Genomic DNA, 17,888 nt, shown 5'->3' on the forward strand with positions numbered 1-17,888 from the left:
CACCCGCGTGACCACCAATGAGGAGCGCCGCGAGGCAGCGAAGCGGAAGCTCGAGGAACGCCTCGAAACCGAACGCCTCGCCCGTCGGAAGCGGAAGATCGTCATCGCCTCGGTCTCGACCGCCGTCGTGGTCGCCGTCGTCGCCGGCGTGACCGCCGTCGTGGTGAAGAAGATCATGGACGACCGCGAGGCCGCACGCTGGACCAGTTGTGCGTTCGAGGACTCCCCGAGCCGGTTCGACCAGCTTCCCGACCAGGTGCCCGACAACGTGCCCGCCGATCAGCGGCCGCAGTACCAGGCCGAACTCGACGAGCTGAAGGCGGCGGCGAAGAACGAACGCAAGTCCCCGAAGCCCGATGACAAGGTCCTGAAGTCCGGTACCGAGCAGGCCACCTTCACGACCACCCAGGGTGTTCTGCCGATCACCCTGGAACGTGACGGCGCCCCCTGCAACGTCGCCGCGGTCACCTCGCTGATCGAGAACAAGTTCTACGACGACACGACCTGCCACCGCATGACCACCAGCGACAAGCTGAAGATCCTGCAGTGCGGCGACCCGACCGGCACCGGCATGAGCGGTCCGGGCTGGACCAGCCCCGACGAGCCGCCGACCGACCTGAAGAAGGTCGGACAGCCCGATCCCATGAGCGGATCGCAGCCCGTCGTCTACCCGCGCGGCACCGTGGCCATCGCCAACAGCAGCCAGGGCGGCCAGAACCCCAACACCGGGTCGAGCCAGCTGTTCATCGTCATCGACGACAGCGAACTGGGTCCCGACTACTCCATCGTGGGCGAGGTCGACGAGCCCGGACTCGCGGTCCTGGACAAGGTCTACGAGGGCGGGATCACCCCCGGCCCCGCCGGCAGCCAGCCGGGCGACGGTAAGCCGAAGCTCCCGGTGACCATCGAAACCGCGGTCATCGACTAGCGAAAACCGCTGCTGTCGTTACGGTCAGGCAGCCGAGGTGACGCGGTAGACGTCGTAGACGCCCTCCACGTTGCGGACCACGTTCAGCACGTGACCGAGGTGCTTGGGGTCGCCCATCTCGAAGGTGAACTTGCTGATGGCGACTCGGTCGCGGCTGGTGGTCACCGACGCCGACAGGATGTTCACGCGTTCGTCGGCGAGCACCTTGGTGACGTCGGACAGCAGTCGGTGGCGGTCGAGTGCCTCGACCTGGATCGCCACGAGGAACACCGATTCCGGGGACGGCGCCCACGAGACGTCGAGGATGCGTTCGGACTGCTGCTGCAGCGAAGTCGCGTTGGTGCAGTCGGTCCGGTGCACGCTGATGCCGCCGCCACGGGTGACGAAGCCCATGATGTCGTCACCCGGTACGGGCGTACAGCATTTGGCGAGTTTGATCACCACGTTGTCGACGCCGTCGACGACCACGCCGGCGTCTCCGCCCTGACGTGAGCGGGTCGGCATCGTCGACGGGGTGGACCGTTCCGCGAGGGCCTCCTCCGCATCCTCGATGCCACCGAGGGATGCGACGAGGCGGTTGACGACATGCCGTGCGGAGACGTGGTTCTCGCCCACCGCGGCATACAGCGCGGTGACGTCGTTGTACCGCAGCTCCTTCGCGATCGCCGCCATCGACTCCGCGGACAGCAAGCGCTGCAACGGAAGTCCGCCGCGACGGACCTCCTTGGCGATCGCGTCCTTACCGGTCTCGAGGGCCTCCTCGCGCCGTTCCTTGGCGAACCACTGGCGGATCTTGGCCTTGGCCCGCGGCGACACCACGAACGTCTGCCAGTCCTTCGACGGCCCGGCGGTCGGCGCCTTGGAGGTGAACACCTCCACCACCTCGCCGTTCTCGAGCTTGCGTTCGAGGGCGACCAGCCGGCCGTTGACGCGGGCACCGATGCAGCGGTGCCCGACCTCGGTGTGGACGGCGTAGGCGAAGTCGACCGGCGTCGACCCGGCGGGCAGCGTGACCACGTCGCCCTTCGGCGTGAAGACGAAGATCTCGCGGACGGCGAGGTCGTACCGCAGCGACTCCAGGAACTCGCCGGGGTCGGCGGCCTCACGCTGCCAGTCGAGCAGCTGGCGCATCCAGGCCATGTCGTCGATCTCGGCGGTGTCGGACTTCTTGCCCGACTTCCGGTAACCGCTCTCCTTGTAGCGCCAGTGCGCGGCGATGCCGAACTCGGCGGTGCGGTGCATCTCGTGCGTGCGGATCTGGACTTCGAGCGGCTTGCCCTCGGGCCCGATCACGGTGGTGTGCAACGACTGATAGACGCCGAACCGCGGCTGCGCGATGTAGTCCTTGAAGCGTCCGGCCATCGGCTGCCACAGCGAGTGGACGACGCCGACGGCGGCGTAGCAGTCGCGGTCCTCCTCGCAGAGGATGCGCATGCCGACGAGGTCGTGGATGTCGTCGAAGTCGCGGCCCTTGACGATCATCTTCTGGTAGATCGACCAGTAGTGCTTGGGTCGGCCTTCGACGGTTGCCTGGATTCGCGCCGCGGACAACGCGTTGTTGATGTCGGCCCGCACCCGCGCGAGGTAGGTGTCGCGCGACGGGGCGCGGTCGGCGACCAGGCGCACGATCTCCTCGTAGCGCTTGGGGTGCAGGATGGCGAACGAGAGGTCCTCGAGTTCCCACTTGACCGTCGCCATACCGAGTCGATGAGCAAGCGGCGCAATGACTTCCAGCGTCTCGCGGGCTTTGCGCGCCTGCTTCTCCGGCGGGAGGAAACGCATCGTCCGCATGTTGTGCAGCCGGTCGGCGACCTTGATCACGAGGACGCGCGGGTCACGCGCCATCGCGATGATCATCTTGCGGATCGTCTCGGCCTCGGCCGCACTGCCCAGCGCGACCTTGTCGAGTTTGGTCACGCCGTCGACGAGGTGCGCCACTTCCTGCCCGAAGTCGCGTTCGAGCGCCTGCAGCGAATAACCGGTGTCCTCGACCGTGTCGTGCAGCAGCGCGGCGATCAGGGTCGTGGTGTCCATGCCGAGGTCGGCGAGGATCGTCGCGACCGCCAGCGGATGGGTGATGTACGGGTCACCGGACTTGCGCTTCTGCCCGCTGTGACGCTCCTCGGCGACGTCGTAGGCCCGCTGCAGCAGGGCGACGTCGGCCTTCGGGTAGATCTCGCGGTGCAGGGTGACCAGTGGCTCGAGCACCGGCCGGACCTGGCTGCGCGTCGCCGTCATCCGGCGGGCCAGACGGGCGCGGACACGCCGCGAGGCGGACGGGGAGGTCGAGGCCGAGGCCGATGTCGAGGTCGGTGCGCCGACGGCGTCGTCCGAGGCGTCGGCCGCGGGAGTCACGGAGTGCTGAGCCGTGCCGGATTCATCGGGCATAACCGGTCCTCCTCCGTCTGTCGTGGTCTTTCCGAGTCTAGATCCCCGACGGTCAGTCGAGCGCCACCGAGTGGACCGGTACGTGCGGGCCGAGGCCGCCGGCGATCGTGTCGCGCCCGCCGAGCCCGACGAGCTCCATGATCACCGCGACACCGACGACGCTCGCCCCGGTGCGGTTGAGCAGATCCGCCGCAGCGACCGCGGTACCGCCGGTGGCCAGGACGTCGTCGACGAGCAGCACACGCTGCCCGGTCAGGTCGAGGCCGTCGGCCGGGATCTCCAGGGTCGCCGAGCCGTACTCGAGGCTGTAGGTGACAGCATGAACCGGAGGCGGCAGCTTGCCGCCCTTGCGCACCGCGAGGACCCCGACCTCGAGTTCACGGGCGACCGCACCACCGAGGAGGAACCCGCGGGCGTCGATACCGGCGACGAGGTCGATCTCGGTGCAGCCGTGGGTCAGCGCGGTGACGATCGCGGACAACCCCTCGGGATCGGCGAGGACCGGGGTCAGGTCCTTGAAGGCGATCCCGGGGCTCGGGAAGTCGTCGACGAGCCGGGTGTGCCGGGCGATCGCCGCCTGGGCACGTGTCACCGCCTCCGCGGTCCGTTCGGGTACCACGCCGCCCATCAGAACTCCCCTGTCACTTGCCGTCACTGGCGGATCGTCCATCGATCCATGTTCCATCCGGTGCCGGCGCGACTGAGTCCCGCTTTGACACCACCCACCTGATCCTTCCACTGCCGGATACGCGGCGACGCGAACAGGGGTATCGACGGCATCGACGACCAGCTCGCGTTCTCGATCGAGCGGGCCAGCCGGAGCCGGTCGGGTTCGGACACCGTGACCGCGAACTGATCGATCCCGCGACTGACCTGCTGATCCCGGGTTCCGGAGAGATTGAGCGGGTCGCCGCCGCGCAACGAGTAGGCATCACGGCTCGGGTCGGCGGCACCGGCTGCGGCGAAGGAGTCGCCACTGGCCATGATCACCGCGTCGACGTCCTTGCCGAGTGAGCGCGGCTGCACGTCGGGTGTGGCGACGTCCTCGACCACGAAGCCGGCCTCCCGGCACGACGCCGCGATGGCCGCGACCATCTGCTGCCAGCGCAGGGTCGGCGCCACGTAGCCGATGCGGACGCGACGCGGTTGCAGACTCGCGGTGGTCGTGGTCCCGTCCGCCGCGCCCTGACCGGTCGCGGCGCGCAGCAGGTTCCGTGCCCGCTCGAGGTCGGGACTCTGGTAGGCGCGTCCGAACTCGGGGTTCATCGGTCCCGCGAGGTTGTCGGCGGGCGCGAGGACACGCAGATTCCACACGGCGGCGCCACCGGAGAAGTCGCGGGCGAGGTCGGCGCGCGGCACGCACGAGGCGAACGCCTGCCGCATCCGCACGTCCCCGAAGACACCCTTGCCGGCGAGCACGATCTGTTCGACCCCGATCGCCCGGGCGGGTGAGGCCGGTCCGTCGGGTCCGGACGTCCCGGCGAGATCGCCCTCGACGATGCCCGCGGTGACGTCGACGACGTCGAACTTGCCGTCGGGCAGCCGTCGCGTGGAATCGGTTCCGCGGCCCCAGATCACGATGCGCGAGGTCTCGGGCTTGTTCCCCCACCATGATTCGTTGGGGATCAGGACCAGTCCGCCCGACCGCGAGTAGCGGTCGATGCGGTATGGCCCGGAAGACGGGAACCGGGCGTGGTCGACCGGACCGAAGGTCAGGTCGAAGCCGGTGTTCCAGGCCGTGGCGATACGGGCCAGCGCGCCGCGGTCCATCGCGCGGATGGCGTCGACGACGTTGGCGAGCCCGGCGTCGCGGGCCACGATGTGCGCCGGGAGCAACGTGCCCGCGCCGAACAACGACAGCCAGTTGCGGTATTCACGCCCCTGCGCGAACGTGACCGTCGCCGACTTCTCGCCGGGCGAGCACTCCACCTTCTCGATGTCGCGGTACCCGGCGGTCGTCGCCGGCGTGAAGCCCGGGAAGCGTCCGCTCATCGCTGCCCACGCCAGCACCAGGTCGTCGCAGTCGAGCGCGACCTCGTCGGTGAAGGCCGCCTCGGGCGTGAACTCGTAGCGCAGCGCCGGCGCCCGTCCCGGGATCGGGGTCACGGTGCCGACGTCGCGGTCCGGGATGACCTGCCCCTGGGGTCCGAGCAGGCTGAAGCCCGGCAGCAGTCGGCTGGTCGCCATGAGCACGCCGTCGGCGTTGCCGTCGACGGTGTTCGCGTTGTAGCTGGTCACATGGGCATCGACCACGTAGTCGATGGTCGGCGGCCCGTCGTCGCCGCAGGCCGTCAGGACGCTCGCGCCCGTGACGATCCCGACGAGCAGGCTCAGGGCCCTGATGAACTCCCGGTGCCTGACGATCACGTGGGTGAGACTAGCGGTTGCGACGGCGTTTGCCGGTCGGTACCCGGTCGGCGTCATCCGTGTCGGCCGCGCCCCGGCGTCGGCGCACCGGGCGGGCGCCGGCGCTCGGTGCCACACCCGACTCGATCCCGGCGCGACGGTTCAGCACCTTGGCGGTGTGCCGGGACACGTCGTCGCGGCGTTCCTTCAGCGTCACCAGCAGCGGTGAGGCCAGGAAGATCGAGGAGTACGTGCCGACCACGACGCCGACGAGCTGGATCAGACCGAGATCCTTCAGCGTGCCGACGCCGAGGAGCCAGACCGCCACGACCATCAGCGCGATGATCGGCAGGACCGAGATGATGGTCGTGTTGATCGACCGCATCAGCGTCTGGTTGACCGCCAGGTTCGCCTGCTCCCCGTAGGTCCGGCGGGATGTCTGCAGCACCGAGCGGGTGTTCTCCTGCACCTTGTCGAACACGACGACCGTGTCGTAGAGCGAGAAGCCGAGGATGGTCAGCAGACCGATCACCGTGGCCGGGGTGACCTCCCAGCCGACCAGCGAGTAGACACCCGCGGTGGCGACGATGTCGAAGACCAACGACGCCATCGCCGCGATCGACATCTCCCGGTCGAACCGGACCGCGATGTAGACGAACACGATGACGAGGAACACCGCGAGCGCGATGACCATCTTCTCGGTGATCTCGCGGCCCCAGGTGGAGCTGACGTCGGAGATGCTGACCTCGGAGGCCGTCAGGGCGGGACCGAACTCCTCGGTCAGCGCGCGGGTCACCGCCTCGGCCTGGGCCAGGTCGAGGGTCTCGGTGCGCACCTGCACGGTGGCGCTGTTGCCGGCGCCGGCGGTCTGGACCGATTCGGGCTCCTCGCCGAGGGCCTCGGTGACGACCTTCTCGACCGAGTCGGCGGTGATCTCCGACGAGGCGACCGGCACCGACATCTGGGTGCCGCCCTCGAAGTCGATGCCGAAGGTGAAGCCGCGGATCGCGATGGACGCCAGGCAGATCAGCATGATCACCGCGGTGACGATGTACCACATCTTGCGCTTGCCGACGATCTCGAAGGCGCCGGTACCGGTGTACAGGCGGGCGAAGAAGCCGCGGCTGTTGTCGGAGACGAAGTCCGCATCGGTACCGGAGGACGGTGACGGCGGTTCGACGACCGCAGTGTTGCCGGTCTCCCGCGGGTCCTTGTTCGGGTTGTCCGGACGGGTCATCGCACAGTCCCCTTCTCGCTCGTGGACGCGTCGACACGAGCAGCTTCGACGCCGGCGGCCTCGGCCTGGCGGCGGGCCGCGACCTTGCGCTCGCGAGCCACCTCGCTGACCGCGCCGAGGCCGTTGACGCTCGGCTTGGACAGGAACGACGACCGGCTCGCGTAGACCACCAGCGGGTGGGTCACCAGGAACACGACCATGACGTCGAGGATCGTGGTGAGTCCCAGGGTGAACGCGAAGCCGCGCACCTCACCGATCGCGAGGATGTAGATCACCGAGGCGGCGATGAAGCTGACCGCGTTGCCCGACCAGATGGTGCGGCGGGCACTCGCCCAACCGCGTGGCACGGCCGAGCGGAAACTCCGACCCTCGCGCATCTCGTCCTTGATGCGTTCGAAGTAGACGACGAACGAGTCCGCGGTCATACCGATACCGATGATCAGACCGGCGATGCCCGCGAGGTCGAGGGTGAATCCGATCCAGCGGCCGAGCAGGACGATGATGCCGTAGACCATCGCTCCGGCGAGGACCAGCGACAGCATCGTCAGGATGCCGAGCATGCGGTAGTAGGCCAGTGCGTAGATCAACACCGCGACGAGGCCGATCGCACCGGCGAGCAGGCCCGCCTTCAGCGACGAGAGACCCAGTGTCGCGGAGACGGTTTCGGCGTCGGAGGCGTTGAACGACAGCGGCAGTGAGCCGTACTTGAGCACGTTCGCGAGTTCGTTGGACGATTTCTCGGTGAACGGGTCGGCGCTGCTGCCGCTGATGCGGGTCTGGCCGCCGGGGATCGGCTCGTTGATGGCCGGTGCGGAGACGACGGCCGAGTCGAGGGTGAACGCGGTCTGCGTGCGGTTGGGCGCTTCCTGGGCGGTGTACTTGGGCCAGAAGTCCGCGGCCTTGCCCTTGAACTCGAGGGTGACGACCCATTCGCCGGTCTGCGGATCGGTGCCGGCGGACGCGTCCTTGATGTCGCGGCCGTCGATGATCTGCGGACCGAGGAGGTAGACCTCCTTACCGTCGGTGGAACACGCCACCAGGTACTGATCGGGCAGATCGTTGCCGCGGAGCGGGTCGTTGGCGGTCGGCGAACAGTCCATCTTCGCCATCTGCTCCTGCAGCGGGACCAGCTGCTCCTGCTTGGCATCGCCGGGCGCTTGACGGATCTTGCGCTGTTCGGCGATCGCCGCCGCGGCCACCTCGGTGGGCATCGCGTTGCCCTGGTCCTCGTCCTGGTTCTCCGGCTTGGGCGGCTGCGGGGTCGCCGCCGTGGCGCCGACGACCGGCCGCACATACAGACGCGCGGTCTGACTCAGCGACTTGGCCTGCGCGCCGTCCTCACCGGGAACCGTGATCACGAGGTTGTTGCCGGTGACGACGACCTCGGAACCGGACACGCCGAGGCCGTTCACACGCTGCTCGATGATCTGCTTGGCCTGGTCGAGCTGCTGGCGGGTCGGCTCCTTGCCGTCCTCGGTGCGCGCGGTCAGCGTCACCCGGGTTCCGCCCTGCAGGTCGATACCCAGTTTGGGCTCGAGCGTCCGGGGACCGGTGAAGTAGATCAACCCGTACACGACGGCGAGCAGAGCGAGGAAGGCCACGAGCGGACGCCACGGTGGGATCTCTCGACTCGGTCGCGACCGCTTGCCGGCGGGCTTGTCCGCCTTTGCGGTCGAGCGAGGACTTGTCACAGCTGTTCAGGTCTCCTTTGGGAACGTCAACCGGCCGAGGGCACTCTGACCGCATGACCCACCGACTCCGAAGGTCTGCGTGCGCGCGCCGCGATGGCAGCGGGGCACGCAGACCTCAGCAAGACAGGCGATGCGCGGGAGGTGGGCAGGAGGCGCCACGCCGATCGCCGGCGCGGCGCTGCTCCGGGATTACTTGTCGGTGTCGCGCGCGTCGTCGGACGACGGCTTGTCGAGGCTGACCGAGTCCGAGTCGTCCGCGTAGTCGCTGTAGTCGGCTTCCGGAGCGGTGTGGCCCGGGTAGGTCGCGGCGGCCTCGTCGGTGGGGATGACGCGCATGATCGCGAGACGGTTCCAGCGGGTGACCACACCGGTGGCGATCTCCACGTCGACGAAGTCGGACGACGCCGCATCGATGACGGTGCCGAACAGGCCCGAGGTCAGCTGGATGCGCGTACCCGTCGACACCGAGTTCTGCATGTCCTGCATCTCGGCCGCGCGCTTCTTCTGCTTCCGCATCGACAAGAACATGAAGCCGGCGAGCAGTGCCAGCAAGAGGGGGAAGAGCAGAGCGTCCATGGGTGAGAGTCAGTCCTTTGTGTTTCGGGTTGTACCGCGTGCACCACCACCCCGCGCCGAACGGCGAGAGGCGTCAGATGGTCACGCTGTGCTCCACACAGTGTGCCACGTCCACCGGAGAGAGCATCCCTGCAGGTGGTGCCCCGCGTCACACCGGGGTTCCGCACGCGGGTCGGGTCAGAGTTCGCCGAACAGGGACTCGCCCCCGACGTCGCGGGGGCGGGCGCCGAACGAGGCGTTCATCGCGCCGGCGGGCGGCGTCAGGCCGAGGTGATGCCACGCCGCCGCGGTGGCGACTCGGCCACGTGGGGTGCGGGCGATCATCCCGGCCCGGACCAGGAACGGCTCGCAGACCTCTTCGACGGTCGCGGGCTCCTCGCCGACCGCCACGGCCAGCGTCGACACCCCCACCGGTCCCCCGCCGAACGCCCGGATCAGGGCGTCGAGGACGGCGCGGTCGAGTCGGTCGAAACCGAGTTCGTCGACGTCGTAGACCTTGAGGGCGGCGCGGGCGACGTCGACGGTGATCGAGCCGTCGCCGCGGACCTCGGCGTAGTCGCGGACGCGTCGGAGCAGGCGGTTGGCGATTCGGGGCGTGCCGCGTGACCGGCGCGCGATCTCCTCGGAGGCGTCGGGCCGCAGCTCCATGCCGAGGATGCCCGCGGACCGGTTGAGCACCCGGACGAGTTCGGCGGGGTCGTAGAACTCCATGTGCGCGGTGAACCCGAAGCGGTCGCGCAGCGGGCCGGTCAGCGAGCCGGAACGGGTGGTGGCGCCGACCAGGGTGAACGGGGCGACGTCGAGTGGGATCGAGGTGGCACCCGGGCCCTTGCCGACCACGACGTCGACGCGGAAGTCCTCCATCGCGAGATACAGCATCTCCTCGGCGGGCCGGGCGATGCGGTGGATCTCGTCGATGAACAGCACGTCGCCCTCGACGAGGTTCGACAGCATGGCGGCGAGGTCCCCGGCGCGTTCGAGTGCCGGACCCGATGTCACCCGGATCGCCGCACCCATCTCGGACGCGATGATCATGGCGAGCGAGGTCTTGCCGAGTCCCGGAGGACCGGACAGCAGGATGTGGTCGGGGGTCCCGCCGCGGCCCTTGGCCCCGTGGAGGACGAGTTCGAGCTGCTCGCAGACGCGCGGCTGACCGATGAAATCGGCCAGCGACCGCGGACGCAGGCCTGCGTCGAGATCGCCGTCGGACCGGACCGGTGTCGCGTTGACCTCGCGATCCTCGAGGTCGTCGGGATCGCCGGTCATCACGAAGCCTTGCCCAGCATCGCCAGCGACCGGCGGAGCACGGTCGACGCATCGGCGTCGGGGTTCTCGGCGAGGACCGCGGTGACCGCCTTCTCTGCGGGGGCAGCGGTGAAGCCGAGTCCGACGAGCGCCTCGGCCACCTGATCGCGGATTCCGACTGCGGGAACGCTGCCGGTGGCCGTGTCGGCCGTCGGACGGTCCACCTTGTCGCGCAGTTCGACGCAGAGTCTTTCGGCGACCCGCTTGCCGATGCCGGGCACCGACGTCAGTGCCTTGGTGTCGGAGTCGGCCAGCGCACGACGCAACGCGTCGGGTTCGAGGACCGCGAGGGTCGCCATCGCCAGCCGCGGACCGACGCCGGTGACCGTCTGCAGCAGCGCGAACAGCGCGCGGGCGTCGGGTTCGGTGAACCCGTACAGCGTCATCGAGTCCTCGCGGACGATCATCGAGGTCAACAGCGTGGCCTCGTCGCCGCGGCGAAGACGGGACAACGTGACCGGGGTCGCCAGAACCCGGTAACCGACTCCCGCACAGTCGATCACGGCGTGATCGAGGGCGATCTCGAGAACCGGACCGCGGACTGACGCGATCATGCGCGACTCCCCTCTCGTGCCTGGGCGAGCCGCTGGCGATGCTTCGCGGCGGCCGCATCGGCCTGTTTCTGCGCGGCTGCCATCCGCTCCATCATGGGTCCGCGCCAGCAGTGACAGATCGCGAGCGCGAGAGCGTCCGCGGCGTCGGCCGGCTTCGGCTTGGTCTGCATGCCGAGAATCCGCGTCACCATCGCGGTCACCTGGGCCTTGTCCGCCCGACCGCTGCCGGTGACGGCGGCCTTGACCTCCGACGGCGTGTGGAACCGGACGGGCACGTCACGCTGACTCGCCGCAAGCGCGATCACGCCGCCGGCCTGGGCTGTGCCCATCGCGGTCGAGACCTGGTTCTGCGCGAACACACGCTCGATGGCCACCACATCGGGCTGGTGGACGTCGAGCCAGTGGCACGCCGAGGTATAGATCGCGAGCAGCCGCTCGGCCAGATCCATGTCGCTCGGCGTGCGCACCACGTCCACGTCGAGTGCGGTCACCGACCTTCCGCGACCCGACTCCACCAGCGCTATGCCGCACCGCGTGAGACCCGGATCGACGCCCATGACGCGCACTCGTACCCTCCCAGGCATCCGAACGATGTTACGAACAACTGTTCGAGATCCTATCGGGGAGAGCGGACAACTCCGATGATCAACACGCCCCCGCGAGGGCGGCGAGCCTCAGTCGTTCTCGAGCTCGGCAAGGACCTCGTCGCTGATGTCGACGTTGCTGTAGACGTTCTGCACGTCGTCGGAGTCCTCGAGCGCGTCGATCAGCTTGAAGACCTTGCGCGCACCGTCGGCGTCGAGGGCGACCTCCACCGATGCGCGGAAGCTGGCCTCGGCGGAGTCGTAGTCGATGCCGGCTTCCTGCAGGGCGCTGCGCACCGCGATCAGATCGGTCGGTTCGCTGACGATCTCGAAGGTGTCGCCGAGGTCGGTGACCTCTTCGGCACCGGCGTCGAGCACGGCCATCAGGACGTCGTCCTCGGACTGGCCGTTCTTCTCGAGGGTGACGACGCCCTTGCGGGTGAACAGGTACGACACCGAACCCGGGTCGGCCATGTTGCCGCCGTTGCGGGTCATCGCCGTGCGGACCTCGCCGGCCGCACGGTTCCGGTTGTCGGTGAGGCACTCGATCAGGATCGCCACGCCGTTGGGGCCGTAGCCCTCGTACATGATGGTCTGCCAATCGGCGCCGCCCGCCTCTTCACCACCGCCGCGCTTGCGGGCGCGTTCGATGTTGTCGTTGGGCACCGACGACTTCTTCGCCTTCTGGATGGCGTCGAAGAGGGTGGGGTTGCCGGCCGGGTCACCACCGCCGGTTCGTGCCGCCACCTCGATGTTCTTGATGAGCTTGGCGAACATCTTCCCGCGCTTGGCGTCGATGACCGCCTTCTTGTGCTTGGTGGTGGCCCATTTGGAATGGCCGCTCATGTCGTCGCATCCTTTCCCGGTGCCGGTGCGCAGCGGGTGGTCACCCGCGGAACGCATGCCGGGCCCGTGGCCCCGCATCCGACGATCCTCAAGCCTGCCGACTGCTGCCGCAGGCGCTTGCACTGTCGCTGGTTCGGCACGATCTTACCGACGCACCATCTGCACGAAGTATTCATGTACGCGTCGGTCGCCGGTGACCTCCGGATGGAACGACGTCGCGAGCACATTTCCCTGACGTACGGCGACGATCCGACCCTCGGCCGGCCCCTCCGGGACCCGGGCGAGGACCTCCACGTCGGGTGAGATCGATTCGACCCAGGGCGCCCGGATGAAGACCGCCCGCATCGGCTGCGCACCGGCTCGATCGGTGATGCCGACGAAGTCGAGATCGGTCTCGAAACTCTCCACCTGACGGCCGAAGGCGTTGCGCCGCACCGTGATGTCGAGGGCGTCGAGGTGGCGCGCGTCGGGACGGGTGTCGAGGATCGTGGAGGCGAGCATGATCATGCCCGCGCAGGAGCCGTAGGCGGGCAGCCCGTCCGAGAGTCGCTCGGCGAGCGGGTCGAAGAGATCGAAGATGCCCAGCAGCTTGCTCATCGTCGTCGACTCCCCGCCGGGGATGACGATGCCGTCGATCTCGTCGAGCTCGGACCGCCTGCGGATGGGCAGTGCGTCGGCGCCGCTGGCCTCGAGGGCGTGGACGTGTTCGCGCACGTCACCCTGGAGTGCGAGAACCCCGATCCGCGGTCGCGATCCGGCGCTCACCGATCGGTCCGGGCGTGCTGGTCCTCGGGCATCTGGCGTCCGGTGCGGGCGAGCCCCTCCTGCGTGACCGCCGCGACCATGCGTCCCTGCCGGTCGAAGATCCGGCCCTGCGTCAGGGCACGTCCGCCGTCCGCGGACGGCGACGTCTGGTCATAGAGCAGCCAGTCGTCGGCGCGGAACGGGCGCATGAACCACATCGCGTGGTCGAGGGAGGCGACCTGCGGGTTGGACTCGGGGTGCGGCACGCGCGACGACCCGAGCAGGGTCATGTCGCTCATGTAGGCGAGCGTCCCCACGTGGAACACCGTGTCGTCGGGCAGCTGGTGCCGATACCGGAACCAGACCCGTTGCTGCGCAGCGAGATACGGGGAGGTGACCATCTTCTCGGGCGGCACGATGCGGAGGTCGAAGTTTCGCCATTCCTTGAACACCGCACGCTCTTCCTCGCCCAGCTCGTCGAGGCGGTCGGTGAGTTCCTCGGGGTCCGGCACCGGCGGCATGCGGTCCTGGTGCTCGTAGCCCTGGTCGGTCCGGACGTGGAACGACGCCGACATCGTGAAGATCGCCTCACCACGCTGGATCCCGGTGACCCGCCGGGTGACGAAGGACCGCCCGTCGCGGATCCGGTCGACGAGGAACACCGCCGGGATGTCGGGATCGCCGGGTCGCAGGAAGTATCCGTGCAGCGAGTGGACGTAATGGTCGGCGTCGACCGTTCGCGTCGCCGACATCAGCGCCTGACCGGCGACCTGGCCGCCGAAGGTGCGCTGGAGGTGGCTGGGGAAAGCACCACCCCGGTAGATGTCGGTCTCGATCTGCTCGACCTGGAGTATGTCCTCGATGGCTGCCACGCCGACCAGTATCCCGCACCGGGCAACCCATCCCGATGTCAGCCTCTACAGCTCGTCGAGCGTCATGATCCCGTCCTGGATGGCGCGGGCCACGAGCGAGGCCTTGGTGGGGGCCGGGCGACCGATCTCGGCGTACTTGGCGCGGATGCGGGTCAGGTGGGTGTTGACCGTGCCGAGGGAGATGTAGAGCTCCTGGGCGACGGCGGGCTTGGAGTCGACGAGCATCCAGGTCCGCAGCACCTCGACCTCGCGGGAGGTGAGATTGGGCTTGGCGCGACCGGTGGACGCCTGAACGGTCACCGCGGTTTCGGGCGCCGGCATCGGCGAGGCGACGCGGTGCAGGTGCGGGTGCCCGGCGCGGAGACCGAGGCCGGGCTGGTTCTGACGGGAGACCTGCCCGGGGAGCGGCATCCGGCGGGCCGCGAGACGGGCCAGTGCCTCCTGGCGACGGGCCTGCGCCTCGGCGTCGCGTCGAGCGTTGATCTGGCGCAGGTGCTGGGGGGCCTGGTGGGCGATCGCAGTCATGTGTGCTTCCTCTTCACTCATCGAACCGGGTGGTCTGTGCCGGGTCTTCGCCGGCGATGAGTTGAAGATTATAGGCGTTTCGCGCCCCGGTCGATGGGGAGAACTCCCCACCGCATGGGGAGAACTACCCATGCCATAACCGCAGGTCAGAGGACCCCGGTCAGCCTGCGGCGTTCCGCGCGGCCTCCGCGTCGATCAGCGGGAGGTCCTCTCGGGTCACGATGCGCGAGGACACCGCGTACTCGACGAGCTTGGTGCGGCGGTTGCTCGCGAGTTTGCCGCCGCCGCCGCGCATCCCGCTGACGCCGAGCTGATCGAGCTTGTCGCAGACGTTGTCGAGCTTGCGGTTGAACTTGGTCAGCGGCCAGCCGAGGCGTCGGGCGGCCTGGGCCGAGGACGGGATCGACGAGGCGCCGGTCCCCTCGCGGCGCAGGATCTCCTCCGCCAGTACGACGATGAGCAGCTTCTGGCTCTCGGTCAGGGTCGGCACGCCCTGAGTGGTGTGGCCGCCGCTGAACTCCGGGCGGGTCACCGACTTCACCTGCGGCGCACGGGCGAACACACTCAGCTCGTAGGTGGTGGGGCCGGCGGTGAACACGATGGTGGTCTCGCCGAACACCAGCGGCATGCGGGCCCCCGGACCGAGGGTGGCCGAGAAGCCGACATCACCGGCCGACACGCTCGCCGACAGGTGGGTGCCCAGGTTGGTGAGCCACCACAGCCCGTTCTCGTTGTGCACCACCAGGAATCGGCGGTGGAGATACGGGTTGTCGTCGATCGACAGATCGGCCTCACGGCCGATGAAGAAACGCCGGTCGGCGTCGAGCGCGGTTCGTTCACCGCAGTACTCGACGTAGGTCGCACCGTCGTCGAGCCCGGTGTCGGCGGCGTCCGAGGGGTCGTAGACCGAAGGATCGTGACCTGTGTTCACCAGATCACCTCCATCAGTTGGGGTCTGAGACCGTCGCCTCGTCGGTGGACATTCCCTCGGCGGCGCCGTCGAGAGCAGGCATCGTCAGGGTCGGAACCGACTCGTGCACGGTCACCACGATGACGGTGACGTTGTCGTGGGCGCCGAGTGCGAGCGCCGCATCGACGAGACGTTCGGCCGCTTCGTCGGAGGTCGACGCGTTGGCGAGGATGTCGCCGATCTCCTCGTCGGGCAGCTCACCGGTGAGCCCGTCGGTACAGAGGAGCAGGACATCGCCCGGGAAGGCCGGGGTGTTGAAGAAATCCGGGACGGGATCGACCATCCCGGCACCGAGGGCACGGGTGATGACGTTGCGCCGCGGGTCGGTTCGCGCCTGCTCCGGCGTCAGGAAGCCCGCGTCGATGAATTCCTGGACCTGTGAGTGGTCTGTGGTCAGTTGCTGCAGCGAACCGTTCTGGTACCGGTAGGTGCGCGAGTCGCCGATGTTGAGGACCAGCCAGTGCGGGCTCTGTTCGTAGGTGACGAGCACGGCACCGGTGGCGGTGGTGCCCGCCCGGCGGTCGGTCTCGGTGTCGATCTCGCCGATGCGGCGCTGAGCCGCCACCAGCAGATCGTCGAGCTGGAGTTTGGTGGCGTTCAGTTCGCCGGCGCTGGTGGCCGCGGAAAGCGTGAGCAGTGCGGCCTCGCTGGCGAGTTCGCCGCTGTCGTGACCGCCCATGCCGTCGGCGATGAGATACATGCCCGGCAGTGCCAGTGCGGCATCCTCGTTGGTCTCGCGGACCCGGCCGACGTTGCACGCCGCCGACCACTCGAGCCGCAATTCACCCACGATGTGTGTGCCCGAGACCGAGGCATCCCGAACGATGGTCGCCGCATCCATGATCAGCAGATCCTACCGCCGGAACACCCCCGGCTCGCCACGCATGTCGACTGTTCGGTCTCCGGCGTGTTGAACGGGGGCGTTCCGGCGGTGGGGGTCACCAGCCGCGCTCGGCCAGGCGGTGCGGCGTCCTGAACGTATCCGCTAACCGTCCGAGGCGTCAGCCCGGTAATCGGCAAGTAAATGGAGTAGATCGGCGAGCTGCTAGACACGTTTAGTTGAGGCGCGCGCACGTCTACCCCCTAAGTTGACGCTCGGTCGTGCGGCTCGCGTAGACACGAAGCCTCCCACGGAAGCAGTGGCCGCCTCTGGTTTAGAGAAATCGCGGAAAAACGCGGGCGAATGAGTCAGTGGTCTGCACTGCCCACTCACGCAGCGCCGCGCGGATCTCGCCGTCGCGGAAGTCGCCGGCCCGCGTGATCTGGATCCGACTGGCGGCTTTCGTCGGCAACTCCTGCCAATCAAGAGCCACGCCGACGGCCTCCTCGATCTCGGGCTTGTGATGCTCGAGATCGTAGTAGGTGTCCTTGGCGTTCACATAGAACTCGACCCCAACGTACGACTTCTGCGAGTTCACCGTAATCAAGATCTGCCCCTTGCCCGAGCCGACACGGACCTCGTACCAGTGCTGAGGCTGGGGCCGCGCCCAGCTCTTCACGTGCGGGGCACTCTCGTTGCCAAGCTCGCGGACCTCCTCGAAGAATGCTTGTTGCTGCAGCTTGAGGTCACTCACGGAACCCGACGCAGTACTCTGCTTCACCGCCTTGAGCCAGTCATTGGGCTTGGCAATGATGTTGAATCGCGGAGCGGCAGCAGAACTCCCAATCCGCCACGCCTCGATCTGGATCAGGAAGAGGTGGATCATGTCATCAGTGTGCTCGTTGAGCCAGTTGACGGCGTTCTCGTGTTCCTCCCGGGCGTCCTTGACGATCCAGACGAGCACCTCGGCCTGCTTCCCAGCACCGTAGGTGAGAATCTTCCCCAGGTGGTCGTGGTCGGTCTGCTCGAGCTGATTCTCGATGACGACGACGCGGTCCTCGGAGTCCACCGCAAGGATGTCGGCCTTGTACGAGCCGACATTCACCTCGGTGTCTGTCACCGTCAGCGAGCCGCCGCCGAGGATCACCTCGGCAAGCTGATCAATGTTCTCCGGCAGCGCAAGCCACTGCGTGAAGTCAGACGCTTCATGTCTCCAGACCTCACGTAGGGGCACCTGCTCGAGTCGGCCGAGAACAGTCATGCGTCACTTTGTCCTTCCGCGTCGGGCGACTCTTGACGCTCCCATGCATGATCGCGCCGCTCCCGGTGTCGGCGGCGACCTTTACGTCGCCTGTCTACCCGGAGGGACATCGACGCCACATCACAGCCTGATTGCGCCAAGGCAAATCCTATCGGCGAGCGGCCCGCGCACGCGGCAAACCACGAAAGAACAACTTTGCGTCAGGCGAAATCGGATGTGGGGTAGCGTTCTCCAATGAGAA

Annotated in this window: 17 protein-coding genes; 1 reads left to right on the forward strand and 16 read right to left on the reverse strand. The window is 68.1% G+C overall.

Going from position 1 to position 17,888, the window contains the following annotated elements:
* Nucleotides 1-7 precede the first annotated feature (7 nt).
* On the forward strand, nt 8-928 hold the full coding sequence (locus GOALK_RS01310) for a peptidylprolyl isomerase (protein WP_006356973.1): 921 nt from the start codon (nt 8-10) through the stop codon (nt 926-928).
* A 24-nt stretch (nt 929-952) separates the two neighbouring features.
* Here GOALK_RS01310 and GOALK_RS01315 read toward each other — a convergent pair whose 3' ends face one another.
* From GOALK_RS01315 to GOALK_RS01390, 16 genes are all read right to left on the reverse strand, one after another.
* Nucleotides 953-3,316 carry a RelA/SpoT family protein gene (locus GOALK_RS01315; RefSeq protein ID WP_006356974.1) on the reverse strand — a complete coding sequence of 788 codons (2,364 nt, stop codon included), beginning with the start codon at nt 3,314-3,316 and terminating at the stop codon, nt 953-955.
* A gap of 52 nt (nt 3,317-3,368) precedes the next feature.
* Nucleotides 3,369-3,944: an adenine phosphoribosyltransferase gene (locus tag GOALK_RS01320; RefSeq protein ID WP_006356975.1), complete on the reverse strand. Its 576-nt coding sequence runs from the start codon at nt 3,942-3,944 to the stop codon at nt 3,369-3,371.
* A gap of 23 nt (nt 3,945-3,967) precedes the next feature.
* Complete coding sequence (locus tag GOALK_RS01325; protein ID WP_006356976.1) at nt 3,968-5,683, reverse strand: ABC transporter substrate-binding protein; 1,716 nt, start codon at nt 5,681-5,683, stop codon at nt 3,968-3,970.
* A 10-nt stretch (nt 5,684-5,693) separates the two neighbouring features.
* Nucleotides 5,694-6,899, reverse strand: coding sequence for a protein translocase subunit SecF (gene secF, locus GOALK_RS01330; RefSeq protein WP_006356977.1), 1,206 nt, complete (start codon nt 6,897-6,899; stop codon nt 5,694-5,696).
* The gene (gene secD, locus GOALK_RS01335; protein ID WP_006356978.1) at nt 6,896-8,590 is read right to left on the reverse strand and encodes a protein translocase subunit SecD; all 1,695 of its coding nucleotides are present in this window, start codon (nt 8,588-8,590) and stop codon (nt 6,896-6,898) included. Before secD ends, secF begins: the two co-directional genes overlap by 4 nt.
* Before the next feature lie 189 nt (nt 8,591-8,779).
* Entirely contained in the window at nt 8,780-9,166 is a 387-nt protein-coding gene (yajC, locus tag GOALK_RS01340; protein WP_006356979.1) for a preprotein translocase subunit YajC, read from the reverse strand.
* A gap of 177 nt (nt 9,167-9,343) precedes the next feature.
* Complete coding sequence (ruvB, locus tag GOALK_RS01345; RefSeq protein WP_006356980.1) at nt 9,344-10,432, reverse strand: Holliday junction branch migration DNA helicase RuvB; 1,089 nt, start codon at nt 10,430-10,432, stop codon at nt 9,344-9,346.
* Nucleotides 10,432-11,025 (reverse strand): Holliday junction branch migration protein RuvA, encoded by a 594-nt coding sequence (ruvA, locus tag GOALK_RS01350; protein WP_006356981.1) that lies wholly within the window; start codon nt 11,023-11,025, stop codon nt 10,432-10,434. The genes ruvB and ruvA overlap by 1 nt, the downstream gene beginning before the upstream one ends.
* Entirely contained in the window at nt 11,022-11,591 is a 570-nt protein-coding gene (gene ruvC, locus GOALK_RS01355; RefSeq protein ID WP_035751443.1) for a crossover junction endodeoxyribonuclease RuvC, read from the reverse strand. The genes ruvA and ruvC overlap by 4 nt, the downstream gene beginning before the upstream one ends.
* A gap of 108 nt (nt 11,592-11,699) precedes the next feature.
* A complete protein-coding gene (locus GOALK_RS01360) occupies nt 11,700-12,455 on the reverse strand; it encodes a YebC/PmpR family DNA-binding transcriptional regulator (RefSeq protein WP_040003920.1) in 756 nt (251 codons plus the stop codon).
* Between the two features lie 144 nt (nt 12,456-12,599).
* The gene (gene pdxT / locus GOALK_RS01365) at nt 12,600-13,220 is read right to left on the reverse strand and encodes a pyridoxal 5'-phosphate synthase glutaminase subunit PdxT (protein WP_006356984.1); all 621 of its coding nucleotides are present in this window, start codon (nt 13,218-13,220) and stop codon (nt 12,600-12,602) included.
* Entirely contained in the window at nt 13,217-14,071 is an 855-nt protein-coding gene (locus GOALK_RS01370) for an acyl-CoA thioesterase (RefSeq protein ID WP_006356985.1), read from the reverse strand. The genes pdxT and GOALK_RS01370 overlap by 4 nt, the downstream gene beginning before the upstream one ends.
* A gap of 45 nt (nt 14,072-14,116) precedes the next feature.
* Nucleotides 14,117-14,596 (reverse strand): helix-turn-helix transcriptional regulator, encoded by a 480-nt coding sequence (locus GOALK_RS01375; RefSeq protein ID WP_006356986.1) that lies wholly within the window; start codon nt 14,594-14,596, stop codon nt 14,117-14,119.
* A gap of 160 nt (nt 14,597-14,756) precedes the next feature.
* Nucleotides 14,757-15,527 carry a hypothetical protein gene (locus GOALK_RS01380; RefSeq protein WP_006356987.1) on the reverse strand — a complete coding sequence of 257 codons (771 nt, stop codon included), beginning with the start codon at nt 15,525-15,527 and terminating at the stop codon, nt 14,757-14,759.
* A gap of 13 nt (nt 15,528-15,540) precedes the next feature.
* A complete protein-coding gene (locus tag GOALK_RS01385) occupies nt 15,541-16,407 on the reverse strand; it encodes a PP2C family protein-serine/threonine phosphatase (RefSeq protein ID WP_006356988.1) in 867 nt (288 codons plus the stop codon).
* A gap of 313 nt (nt 16,408-16,720) precedes the next feature.
* Entirely contained in the window at nt 16,721-17,647 is a 927-nt protein-coding gene (locus GOALK_RS01390; protein WP_006356989.1) for a DUF4268 domain-containing protein, read from the reverse strand.
* Nucleotides 17,648-17,888: the final 241 nt, after the last annotated feature.

The sequence above is a fragment of the Gordonia alkanivorans NBRC 16433 genome (genome assembly GCF_000225505.1).
In the GTDB taxonomy this organism is placed as follows: domain Bacteria; phylum Actinomycetota; class Actinomycetes; order Mycobacteriales; family Mycobacteriaceae; genus Gordonia; species Gordonia alkanivorans.

What these genes read in the sequence shown, in the direction of transcription:
- GOALK_RS01315 (WP_006356974.1), bottom strand. Translation starts at nt 3,316, where the DNA reads ATGCCCGATGAATCCGGCACGGCTCAGCACTCCGTGACTCCCGCGGCC.
- GOALK_RS01320 (WP_006356975.1), bottom strand. Translation starts at nt 3,944, where the DNA reads ATGGGCGGCGTGGTACCCGAACGGACCGCGGAGGCGGTGACACGTGCC.
- secF (WP_006356977.1), bottom strand. Translation starts at nt 6,899, where the DNA reads ATGACCCGTCCGGACAACCCGAACAAGGACCCGCGGGAGACCGGCAAC.
- yajC (WP_006356979.1), bottom strand. Translation starts at nt 9,166, where the DNA reads ATGGACGCTCTGCTCTTCCCCCTCTTGCTGGCACTGCTCGCCGGCTTC.
- ruvB (WP_006356980.1), bottom strand. Translation starts at nt 10,432, where the DNA reads ATGACCGGCGATCCCGACGACCTCGAGGATCGCGAGGTCAACGCGACA.
- ruvA (WP_006356981.1), bottom strand. Translation starts at nt 11,025, where the DNA reads ATGATCGCGTCAGTCCGCGGTCCGGTTCTCGAGATCGCCCTCGATCAC.
- GOALK_RS01360 (WP_040003920.1), bottom strand. Translation starts at nt 12,455, where the DNA reads ATGAGCGGCCATTCCAAATGGGCCACCACCAAGCACAAGAAGGCGGTC.
- GOALK_RS01375 (WP_006356986.1), bottom strand. Translation starts at nt 14,596, where the DNA reads ATGACTGCGATCGCCCACCAGGCCCCCCAGCACCTGCGCCAGATCAAC.
- GOALK_RS01385 (WP_006356988.1), bottom strand. Translation starts at nt 16,407, where the DNA reads ATGGATGCGGCGACCATCGTTCGGGATGCCTCGGTCTCGGGCACACAC.
- GOALK_RS01390 (WP_006356989.1), bottom strand. Translation starts at nt 17,647, where the DNA reads ATGACTGTTCTCGGCCGACTCGAGCAGGTGCCCCTACGTGAGGTCTGG.